Source organism: Xanthomonas axonopodis, from assembly GCF_001304695.1.
In the GTDB taxonomy this organism is placed as follows: Bacteria; Pseudomonadota; Gammaproteobacteria; order Xanthomonadales; family Xanthomonadaceae; genus Xanthomonas; species Xanthomonas axonopodis.
The window spans coordinates 26,297-36,757 of record NZ_JFAQ01000146.1 but is presented as its reverse complement, the minus strand read 5'-3'; the positions used below and the strand labels follow the sequence as shown (position 1 = coordinate 36,757).

Sequence of the window (10,461 nt, the reverse complement as noted above, 5' to 3'; positions counted from 1 at the left end):
TGATCAGCGTTGCCCTAAACCTTGCGTTTGCTCGCACTGTTCAGTACGGGCGACATGCATGCTGCGCTGCCGCGCGTCACTGTGCGGGCGGGCAACTAAACTGCAGGGCTTTATCGATGCTGGAGCAATGCATGGCAACGCAGTACGTGCCGGTTTCCTTGATTGGCGTTCCCACCGACATCGGCGCGGGCCACCGTGGTGCGCGCATGGGGCCGGAGGCGCTACGCATCGCCGGCCTGCAGGAGGCGCTGGTCGGTCGCGGCGTGGAGGCGCGCGATCTGGGCAATCTGGATGGTCCGCGCAATCCCTGGCAGGCGCCGCAGGCCGGCTACCGGCATCTGGACGAAGTGGTGGCGTGGAACCAGGCGCTGATGGATGCCAGCTATGCCGAACTGCGTGCCGGGCGCATGCCGATCATGCTCGGTGGCGACCATTGCCTGGGCATCGGCTCGATCACGGCAGTGGCCAAGTACTGCCGCGAGCAGGGCAGGCCGTTGCGGGTGCTGTGGCTGGATGCGCATTCGGATTTCAACACCAGCGAGGTGACCCCTTCGGGCAATGTGCACGGCATGCCGGTGGCCTGCCTGTGCGGGCTGGGCCCGGAGGCGCTGACGCACCTGGGCGGCAGTGCGCCGGCGTTGTTGCCCGAGCAGGTGCGGCAGATCGGCATCCGCTCGGTGGACCCGGAGGAGAAGCGGCTGATCAAACAGCACCGCATCGATGTGTACGACATGCGCTACATCGACGAAGCAGGTATGAAACGCACCATGGAGGCGGCGTTGCAGGGCATGAGCGCCGAGACGCACCTGCACGTAAGTTTCGATGTGGATTTCCTCGACCCCAGCATCGCGCCGGGCGTGGGCACCACGGTGCTCGGTGGCCCCAACTACCGTGAGGCGCAACTGGTGATGGAAATGATTGCCGACACCGGGCGCATGGGGTCGTTGGATATCGTCGAGCTCAACCCGGTGCTGGACAACCGCAATGCGACTGCCGAACTGGCGGTGGATCTGGTCGAAAGCCTGTTCGGCAAGTCGACACTGATGCGGGATTGATCCCGCACCGGGCGCACCGCGCCGCGTTCACATCAAATCCACGGCCGCGCAGTCAGATTTGGCGCCAAGCCAGGTGCGCTGGCACCGTGATAGAACGAGGACGAGCGATGAAGCGACTGCTGACACTGATGGTGCTGGGCCTGTTTTCGGCCGGCGTGATGACGGGCTGCAACACCGTGGCCGGCGCCGGCAAGGACATGCAGGGTGCAGGCGACAAGGTCGAGAAAACGGCCGAAAAATGCAGCGAAGGTAAGTGCTGATCCGTCACATCGCGTGGTCTTGTTCAACTGATCGATCTGCGGCAACGCGCCGCTTTACCCATGAGGAGTGTGTTATGAAGCGTGCAATTGTGCTGCTGGTGCTGTCGATGTTGTCGGTGGGAATGCTGGCGGGTTGCAACACCGTCGCAGGTGCCGGCAAGGACGTGCAGGGCGCTGGCGAGAAGGTGGAAGACGCAGCACGTAAGTAATCTGACGCCGCATGCAAAAGAACGGGCCGCAAGGCCCGTTTTTTTGTGCGCGCTTGCGTGGAAGGTGGGGCTCGCGACGCGCGCACGCAGCCACGTGCAGTGAAACCCGCAATGGATTGGGTAATGGTTCAGTGCCGTGATCGGCGGTTTGACACCTTTTGATGCACTGCCAACGCCTGCGTGGGCACGCTGGCGCCACGGTCAATCGCGACCGCATCAGCGGAGTCATTGCATGAACACTGACATCATTTCCGGCAAGTGGACCCAGTTGAAGGGCAAGGCCCAGGCGCAGTGGGGCGATCTTACCGACGACGATTTCAAGGTCGCCGAAGGCAATGCCGAATATCTGCAGGGCAAGCTCCAGGAGCGCTATGGCTGGGATCGCGATCGCGCCCAGAGCGAAGTGCGCGCGTTCGAAAAGTCGTTGCGCGACGACACTTGATGGTGCGCCGGTCTGCCGCCGGGTGAGGCGAGCAGCTTGCAGACGATGGGCCGCCGAACGCGGCCCGTTCTGCGTTCCAGCCTCGAACCAACTCCGCGGCGCCCGTGCCCCGGTGGCTAACGTGCGGAACCGCTAAACTTGGGGGCTACCCCACCCTGGCATGACGTAGATGACCACCCGTGTCCTTACCGGCATCACCACCTCCGGCACCCCGCATCTGGGCAATTACGTCGGTGCCATCCGCCCGGCCATCCAGGCCAGTGCAGGTGCGGATGCGGAGAGCTTCTATTTCCTGGCCGATCTGCACAGCCTGATCAAGGCGCAGGATCCGGCGCGCACGCAGCGTTCGACACTGGAAATCGCCGCCACCTGGCTGGCCTGCGGCCTGGACCCGGACAAGGTGTGGTTCTACCGGCAGTCCGATGTGCCCGAAACCACCGAGTTGATGTGGTTGCTAACCTGCGTGGCCGGCAAGGGCATCCTCAATCGCGCGCATGCCTACAAGGCGGCAGTGGACAAGAACCGCGCCGATGGTGAGGACGAGGATGCCGGCGTCACCGCAGGCTTGTTCATGTACCCGGTGCTGATGGCGGCCGATATCCTGATCTTCAATGCACACAAGGTGCCGGTGGGGCGCGACCAGATCCAGCACATCGAAATGGCACGCGATTTTGCGCAGCGTTTCAATCATGTCTACGGGCGCGACTTTTTCACCTTGCCCGAAGTGGTGATCGACGAGCAGGTGTCCACCTTGCCGGGCCTGGATGGCCGCAAGATGAGCAAGAGCTATAGCAACACCATTCCGCTGTTCGCACCGCGCGAGGAATTGCGCAAGCTGGTGTTTTCCATCCTCACCGATTCGCGCGCCCCGGGCGAAGCGAAGGACACGCAGGGGGCGGCGTTGTTTCAGCTGTACCAGGCATTTGCCACGCCGCAGGAATCTGCTGCCTTTGCGCAGGCGTTTGCCGACGGCATCGGCTGGGGCGATGCCAAGCAGCAGTTGTTCGAACGGATCGATCAAGAGATTGCGCCGCTGCGTACGCGCTACAAGGCGTTGATGGCAGAGCCAGCCAAGATCGAAGCGATTCTGCGCGCCGGTGGTGCACGTCTGCGCGCGCGCTATGCCACCCCGCTGCTGGCCGAGTTGCGCGATGCGGTGGGCTTGCGCGATCTGTCAAGCCAGGCCGCCACCGCGGCGGTGCAGGCCAGCGAAAAGATCGCGCTGCCGGTGTTCAAGCAATACCGTGAAAGCGATGGCAAGTTCTATTTCAAGTTGAACGATGGCGCGGGTGCATTGCTGCTGCAGAGCGATGGCTTCGCTTCGCCACGCGATGCCGGACAGGTGATCGCGCGGCTGAAACAGGCCACGCAGGCGAGCGATTTGCAGCTGCCGGGCGTGCATGCGCAAGTGGATTCGGACGTGATTCTTGCCGCAATGGACGCCTTGCGCGAGGCGTAACCTGCGCGCCGCGGCAGGCGTAGAGGTGGGTTGTTGCGGCTGCGTCAGGTCGCGCCTGTGCCGACATGCACGACAGCGACGCCAGGCATGGGCCTACACTGCGGTTTTTAAAGCAGCTGCGGGGTGCGAATGACAGCGACAGCCGAGTTCAACATCCACACCATCGATACCGGCTTTGGCGGCGTGCAATTCGATGCGGCGTATCTGGTAGTCGAAGCGCAGCGGGCCGCCTTGATCGATTGCGGTACCTCGCTGTCGGTACCGCAGATGCTGGCCGCGGTGCAGGCGGCCGGGTTGGTACCAGCGCAGGTGACGTGGTTGATCCTGACCCATGTGCATCTGGATCATGCTGGCGGTGCAGGGGCCCTGTTGCGGCATTTGCCCCATGCGCAGGTGCTGGTGCATCCGCGCGGCGCACCACACCTGATCGACCCTGCGCGGCTGATTGCCGGCGCCACCGCGGTGTATGGCGAGGCGGAGATGGCGCGCAATTACGGCGTTATCGAGCCGGTGCCGGCCGAGCGTGTGGTGGCGGCGAGCGAGGGTCATACCGTGATGCTGGGCGAGCGTGCGCTGCGCACCATCGAGACGCCTGGACATGCGCGCCATCATCTGTGCGTGTGGGATGCGCGCAGCCGCAGCTGGTTCACCGGTGACACCTTCGGCCTGTCGTATCGCCAGTTGGACAGTGCACGTGGCGCTTTCATTCTGCCGACGTCCTCGCCTGTGCAATTCGAACCCGAGGCCATGCTGCAATCGATCGCGCGCCTGATGGACGCCGCACCGGAGGCGATGTATCTGACCCACTACGGCCGTGTCACCTCGCCAGTACCGTTGGCGCGGGCGCTGGGCGAGCAGATTCATGCGATGACCGACATTGCGCTGGGCTGCGCGCAACGTCCGGACCGGCATCGCTGCATGGTGGCGGCATTGACCGCGTTGTATCTGGAGCGCGCACGCCAACATGGCTGTCGGTTGGACGATGCAGCGGTGGAGCAACTGCTGGCAACAGATATCGAGCTCAACGCGCAAGGGCTGGGCTGTTGGTTGGATCGTATGGCGCGTACCAGTTAGATCCTGGAACTGCTAACAAGCTCTCTCGAGCGATGTAGCGATTGGTGGCGTTGTTCGAGAGGCGGGCCGGTCGAGCGCCAGAGAGTTGGTCGGTGATCGTCTTCAACGCTTTACGGTTGCTCGGCTGCATCGGGAGGCTAATAAGGCATGCAGCGACACCAATAATATCGATGATGACCTGGTTGCAGGCATACACTTCGGCCATCTCGACGGTGCTTGTCCGCCCACTGGCGCAGGATCTTCTACGGCATAAATGGTGCAGAAGAGCCGACATGTACGTCATTGCCGCATGTCCTGGGAGGTGAGCGGACAAGTGCCCTGCAGCCGGCCCGAAGATCATCCGCGCTTCGCCACGCATGCAGTCCTTCCGAGCGAATGCAATTTCGCGTCGTGGCCCTCCTGCGTTGGCTGCACGCTTGTAAACTATGTGTCATCTATCTGTTGCAAGGCCTCACCGTGAATCCGATGCGCATCCTGCTGTTGTCTGTCTGCCTGTTTGTCGGAGGTGTGGCGCAGGCCGCCAACGATCTGCCGGGCGGGGGCATCGATGCCGATGCCTTGTCGCGTCACGTGCGCATGCTGGCGTCGGACGAATTCGAAGGGCGCGCGCCGGCCAGCGCCGGCGAGCAGCGCACGGTCGATTACCTGGTCGAGCAGTTCAAGGCAGCCGGCCTGGAGCCGGGTGGCGAGCAGGGCGGCTGGACCCAGGCCGTGCCGCTGGTGCGCGCGCAGGTGGATGGGCCGTTGCGCGCGAGCCTGCGCGTTGGCGGCAAGACCCAGGTACTGGTCAATGGCAGCGATGTGACCTTGCAAAGCCTGCGCCCGCAGCAGGCGGTCACGTTGAAGAACGCGCCACTGGTATTCGTCGGTTACGGCATCAGTGCACCAGAGCGCCAGTGGGACGATTACAAGGGCGTGGACCTGCGTGGCAAGATCGCCGTGGTGCTGATCAACGATGCCGATTTCGAATCGCCGCAACCGGGCGCGTTCGACGGCAAGGCGGTGACCTATTACGGCCGATGGACCTACAAGTACGAAGAGGCCGCGCGGCGCGGTGCGGCCGGTGTGTTGATCGTGCACGAGACGGCACCAGCAGCGTATGGCTGGGCCACGGTGCAGAGCTCGGGCATGTCGCCGTTGTTCGACATCGAGCGCAGCGATGCCGACGCCCGCGCGCAGCATGTGCCGGTGCGTGGCTGGATGCAGCGTGCACTGGCGGTGTCGCTGTTCAAGCAGGCCGGCCTGGATTTCGAACAGGCCAAGACACGTGCGCAGCAGAGTGACTTCGCGCCTGTGGTGCTGGGCGATGCGGCGTTGTCGGTGGATTTCAAGCTCAAGCGCGAGCGTGTGGTGACGCATAACGTGGTGGCCAAACTCACCGGCAGCGAGCATCCGGATGAGACGGTGATCTTCTCCGCGCACTGGGATGCGTTCGGGATCGGCAAGGCCGATGCCGGTGGCGATACGATTCGGCGTGGTGCCGTGGACAACGCCACCGGCGTGGCCAGCGTGCTGGAGTTGGCGCGCGTGTTCGCAGCCGGCCCCAGACCGCAGCGCACGTTGTACTTCATCGCGTTGACTGCCGAGGAAAAGGGCCTGCTCGGTGCCAACTACTACGCCGCGCATCCGCTGGCGCCGTTGGACAAGACCGTGGCGGTGCTCAACATGGAAATGTTCAGCCCCGATGGTCCGACCCGCGACATCGCCTCGTGGGGACGTGGGCGGGTGTCGCTGGAAGGCGATCTGGAAACCGCCGCCAAGGCGCGTGGTCGCAGCTATTCGCCCGACCCGAATCTGGAGGCAGGCTTTTTCTACCGCGCCGATCATTTTGCGTTCGCGCGCATGGGCGTGCCGGCGATCACCGCCGGTCCCGGCCTGGACATGCTCGACGGCGGCGTCAAAGCAGGCAAGGCGCTGCGCGAGAAGTATTTCGCCGACTGCTATCACCAGCCGTGCGATCGCTGGACCCCGCAATGGGATGCCAGCGGTCATGCCGCCGACACCACGCTGGTCTACGACGTGGGCGTGGCGCTGGCCAATGGCCGGCAGTGGCCGAGCTGGCAGGATGGCTCGGAATTCAAGGCGATTCGTGCCAAGAGCGATGCGGTGCACAAGTAGGCGCGCAGGAGCGAGAGGGTACCGTGCCCCCGATCAAGGGGCCAAGAGCAGCGACCAAACGACTGCGCTGATCGCCAGACGGGCGCAGCGGGATTCAATGTGGCATGTGCGCTTGTACGCTGCCTGCGCGCTGTCCACGCTTATCGGGTGGCTGCGCGCCACGCCAAGCGAACGCAGCCGGTGCTCGGTGGCATGTGCTGGCTTGTCGTGTGCGGATCCTGCGCCGTCCGCGCGCATCAGAGCGCTGCTCGGGACGTTTGTCGTTCGGTGCAAGTGCTGGCGTTGTGATCAACGCTATCGCATTGAACGACTGCGTCTAGACGTGCGCTACGGTCTGACGGCGTTGCGCTACTTGCCGCTGCCGGCACGCTTGCTCTTGTCGCTGCCGCTGCACGGATAGCGCTTTGCCAGCGCCTGGACGATCAAGTCGGGTGCTGCTTGGTCCTGGCGTGTATCGGGCAGTGCGCCAATATCGGCAATGACCGCCTGCAGATCGGGCGTGCCGGTGTTGCCTGCCGGCCTGCACCACCGGGTGCGATAGCTGGCGCTGGCGACGCCGAGCAGATATGCACCGGCACGGCTGGCCGAGACAAGTACCTTGAACTCGCGTTGCTCTGGCGCGGTGATTTCTGGCGCAAGCGATCCGTCCAGTTCGGCGTCGATCAGCTTGCGGCCGCTGAGTTCCCACGGCTCGGGTGCGCGCGCCGATGCCGTGGCGGACGTTGCGCACAGGGTGGCCAGGGCCAGCCAGCGAAGAGGGCGATGCATATGGATGCGGTGTGACGTGCACCATAGCGCGGCCGCGGTGCGGCGTGGGCTTTGGCATGTGCTCTAGAATTGAAGGTTCCGCTGCACTGCCTGGCACTGTTCCGATGTCTTCCTCTCACGATGCTGCCGCGCCTGCGCGCAGCGGATTAGTCGTTCTCGCCTTATTGCTGGTCTACGTGGCGTGGGGCTCGACCTATCTGGCGATCCGGTTTGCGCTGGAAGGTGGCGCGCCGCCGCTCACGATGGTGTCCGGCGCGCGTTTCATCGTCGCCGGTAGCGTGCTCTACAGCGGACTGCGCTGGCGCAGTGTGCCAGCGCCAACGCGTGCGCAATGGAAGAACGTGGCGCTGATTGGGGCGGCGTTGCTGCTGCTCGGCAACGGCATGGTGGTGCTGGCCGAGCGCAGCGTGTCGTCCGGGCTGGCCGCCACTGCAGTGGCCTCGGTGCCGTTGTGGATGGCCTTGTTTGGTGCGCTGCGCGGCCAGCATGCCAGCGGCGGCGAATGGCTGGGCATCGTGATCGGCTTTCTGGGCGTGGTGTGGCTCAACGCCGGCAGCACCCTGACCGCGACGCCGGGCGGGTTGGTGCTGTTGCTGATCGCACCGATCGGCTGGGCATTCGGGTCGGTGTGGTCGCGCGGCCGCGATCTGCCTTCGCCGTTCATGACCGCCGCTGGGCAGACGCTGTGCGGCGGCGTGCTGCTGGTCAGTACCGGCCTGCTGATCGGTGAGCGCCCGCAGCTGTGGCCGAGTCCGCAAGGACTGCTGGCGGTGGCCTACCTGTGCGTGTTCGGCTCGATCGTGGCGTTCACCGCCTACGTATGGCTGCTGCATCACGTGCGCCCTGCGCTCGCCGGTAGCTACGCCTACGTCAATCCGGTGATTGCGGTCAGCCTGGGTGCCTGGCTCGGCCACGGGCGCTTCAGCGCGCACGACATCGGTGCGATGGCGGTGATCCTGGCCGGCGTGCTGGTGGTCACCTTCGCCAAGGCGCGGCGATGAGCGCGGTGTCGCCGCAGGACGCGCGCCGCGGGTTGTTGATCACCGCTTCCACCTTCGTGCTGTGGGGGCTGGTGCCGGTGTACTGGCATCTGCTCAAGGCGGTGCCGTCGCTGCTGGCGAGCTCGGGCCTGCGCTGGTGGCGCGGAATTGCCGCGCAGCCCCGCGCGCTGCGCATGCTGGCCGGCAGCAGCGTGGCGATCGCGTTCAATTGGGGCCTGTACATCTGGGCGATCAACGCCGGGCATGTGATCGAGGCCAGCCTGGGGTACTTCATCAACCCGCTGCTGAGCGTCTTGCTGGGCGTGCTGGTGTTGAAAGAGCGCCTGCGCCGCATCCAGTGGGTGGCAGTGGCCTGCGCGGCAGCGGGCGTGCTGTGGCTGACCATCGATGCCGGCGCGCCGTCGTGGATTGCGTTGGGGCTGGCGGTGTCGTTCGGTATTTACGGGTTGCTGCGAAAATTGGTGGCGGTGGATCCGGTGGCCGGGCTTGGCGTGGAAAGCGTATACCTGTTCGTGCCGGCGCTGCTGTTGGCGGCGTGGGGCGAGCAGGGCCATGGTGGCGCCTTCCTGAGCGGCTGGAGCCTGCGGACCGATGCGATGCTGATCTTCGGTGGTGTGGTGACGGCGCTGCCGTTGATCGGTTTCGCCTACGGGGTGCGGCGCATTCCGCTGTCGCTGGTGGGCATCCTGCAATACATCGCGCCGAGCCTGCAGTTGCTGCTGGGCGTGTGGTTCTTCCACGAGCCGTTCGACCAGGGGCGCGCGATTGGTTTTGCGGCGATCTGGGTGGGTTTGCTGTTGTTTGTCGGCGACAGCGTGGTGCGTTCGCGGCAGCCGGTGGCGACGCGCTGAGCCAGCGCTACAGCGCACGCAGCGCGCATGGCATTGATCAGTGCGATCAGCATGCCGCGATCGCCGCGCTCAACTGCGCGGCGGCGCGAACGGGCTGGCCACTGCCAGCGTGGAGGTGGGCAGCGCCTGCGGTGCAGGGCAATGGCTGGGGTCTTGTTGCACCTGTGCCAGCCATTGGTCGATCGGCCCGCCGAGCACGTCCAGCCGGAGTGGCAGGCTCAAATGGTTTTCGCCAGGCAGTTCGAGGTAATGCGCACGCGCGCTGGCCAGGGCCAGTGCACGGCCATGCGCCACCGGTATGTGCTGATCGGCATCGCCGTGCAACAGCAGCACGCAGCTGCGCGTGTCGGCCAGTGCGCGTGCGACATCGACATGGTCCAGGTCCAGGTCCAGCTGGGTGTCGGCCGCTGCAATCACCGCGTCGATATTCTGGTCGGCATAGCGCCAGCGTGCATACGCCGCCACCGCCCGCCCACGCCAGCCGTGCGGTTGGCTGGAGAGTAGATGCGGCACCATGTCGCGAATGCCGCGCCCGGCATTGGCGAAGGATTCCATCGCCACCACGCCGGTCACGCGCGGGCCGAGCTTGTCGGCAGTAAACAGCGCGGTGGCCGCACCGTAGGAAATACCGAACAGATACAGCGGCCCGCGGATTTCGCCGCGTGGTTGCAGCGCATCGAGCACGTCGATGACATCGTCGGATTCGCGCGTGCCGTAGCCGGACGGCCCACCGCCGGAATGGCCATGGTTGCGCAAGTCGATGGTGACCACGCGGTAGCCGGCCTGCGCAAGCTGCAGCGACCAGGGCAGCAGCGAGTCGCCATCCATCATCCAGCCGTGCAGCACCACCACGGTACCGCGCGGCGCTGGCGGCTTGGCAGTCGGTGCCTTGAAACCGAAATCCACATCCAGCGCATGCGCCGGGTCGGTGCGCTGCCCCAGGTAGCGATAGTGCATGGCGTACTGGCCAGGGTCGATCGCGCGCCAGAAGATCGGCACGCCATCGCGCGTCACCACATGGCCGCTGCGGTTGGGCACCGTGGCGATGGTGGCGGCGATGCGTTCTTCGTCCAGCAGCGGCGAGGTGCCACCGGGCGCAACCAGGTGCTCGCTGAGCGAGGTCGAAGAAGAGGAGCAGCCGGCCAGCCACAGGCAGGCGCAGACCAGCAGAAGCAGGCGCGTCATGGCGATCGATCGATGCAGCAAACGGCCGAGCAGGCTACG

Annotated in this window: 11 protein-coding genes; 9 read left to right on the top strand and 2 right to left on the bottom strand. The window is 65.1% G+C overall.

The genetic code is table 11. The annotated features are described in order from the left end of the window. Nucleotides 1–131: 131 nt before the first annotated feature. The 7 genes from rocF (at nt 132) to XAXN_RS13530 (ending at nt 6,617) form a co-directional block, all read left to right on the top strand. Nucleotides 132–1,055 carry an arginase gene (gene rocF / locus XAXN_RS13560; RefSeq protein ID WP_054319921.1) on the top strand — a complete coding sequence of 308 codons (924 nt, stop codon included), beginning with the start codon at nt 132–134 and terminating at the stop codon, nt 1,053–1,055. 107 nt (nt 1,056–1,162) lie between these two features. Next, on the top strand, nt 1,163–1,315 hold the full coding sequence (locus XAXN_RS13555) for an entericidin A/B family lipoprotein (protein WP_042824105.1): 153 nt from the start codon (nt 1,163–1,165) through the stop codon (nt 1,313–1,315). 74 nt (nt 1,316–1,389) lie between these two features. Continuing rightward, the gene (locus XAXN_RS13550) at nt 1,390–1,524 is read left to right on the top strand and encodes an entericidin A/B family lipoprotein (RefSeq protein WP_005914328.1); all 135 of its coding nucleotides are present in this window, start codon (nt 1,390–1,392) and stop codon (nt 1,522–1,524) included. A 232-nt stretch (nt 1,525–1,756) separates the two neighbouring features. Next, a complete protein-coding gene (locus XAXN_RS13545) occupies nt 1,757–1,966 on the top strand; it encodes a CsbD family protein (protein ID WP_054319918.1) in 210 nt (69 codons plus the stop codon). Between the two features lie 169 nt (nt 1,967–2,135). Next, on the top strand, nt 2,136–3,425 hold the full coding sequence (locus tag XAXN_RS13540) for a tryptophan--tRNA ligase (RefSeq protein WP_054319917.1): 1,290 nt from the start codon (nt 2,136–2,138) through the stop codon (nt 3,423–3,425). A 129-nt stretch (nt 3,426–3,554) separates the two neighbouring features. Then, entirely contained in the window at nt 3,555–4,499 is a 945-nt protein-coding gene (locus XAXN_RS13535) for an MBL fold metallo-hydrolase (protein WP_054319916.1), read from the top strand. A 465-nt stretch (nt 4,500–4,964) separates the two neighbouring features. Further along, entirely contained in the window at nt 4,965–6,617 is a 1,653-nt protein-coding gene (locus XAXN_RS13530; RefSeq protein WP_054319920.1) for a M28 family metallopeptidase, read from the top strand. Nucleotides 6,618–6,965: 348 nt separating this feature from the next. Here the strand turns inward: XAXN_RS13530 and XAXN_RS13520 are convergent, their stop codons facing one another. Then, complete coding sequence (locus XAXN_RS13520) at nt 6,966–7,385, bottom strand: Rap1a/Tai family immunity protein (protein ID WP_054319914.1); 420 nt, start codon at nt 7,383–7,385, stop codon at nt 6,966–6,968. A 56-nt stretch (nt 7,386–7,441) separates the two neighbouring features. On the opposite strand from XAXN_RS13520, the gene yedA reads away from it, so the two are divergent. After that, nucleotides 7,442–8,386 carry a drug/metabolite exporter YedA gene (gene yedA, locus XAXN_RS13515; protein WP_174515502.1) on the top strand — a complete coding sequence of 315 codons (945 nt, stop codon included), beginning with the start codon at nt 7,442–7,444 and terminating at the stop codon, nt 8,384–8,386. Beyond that, on the top strand, nt 8,383–9,237 hold the full coding sequence (gene rarD / locus XAXN_RS13510) for an EamA family transporter RarD (RefSeq protein WP_054319912.1): 855 nt from the start codon (nt 8,383–8,385) through the stop codon (nt 9,235–9,237). The genes yedA and rarD overlap by 4 nt, the downstream gene beginning before the upstream one ends. A gap of 69 nt (nt 9,238–9,306) precedes the next feature. Here rarD and XAXN_RS13505 read toward each other — a convergent pair whose 3' ends face one another. After that, nucleotides 9,307–10,422: an alpha/beta hydrolase family protein gene (locus XAXN_RS13505; RefSeq protein ID WP_054319919.1), complete on the bottom strand. Its 1,116-nt coding sequence runs from the start codon at nt 10,420–10,422 to the stop codon at nt 9,307–9,309. Between the last annotated feature and the right edge of the window lie 39 nt (nt 10,423–10,461).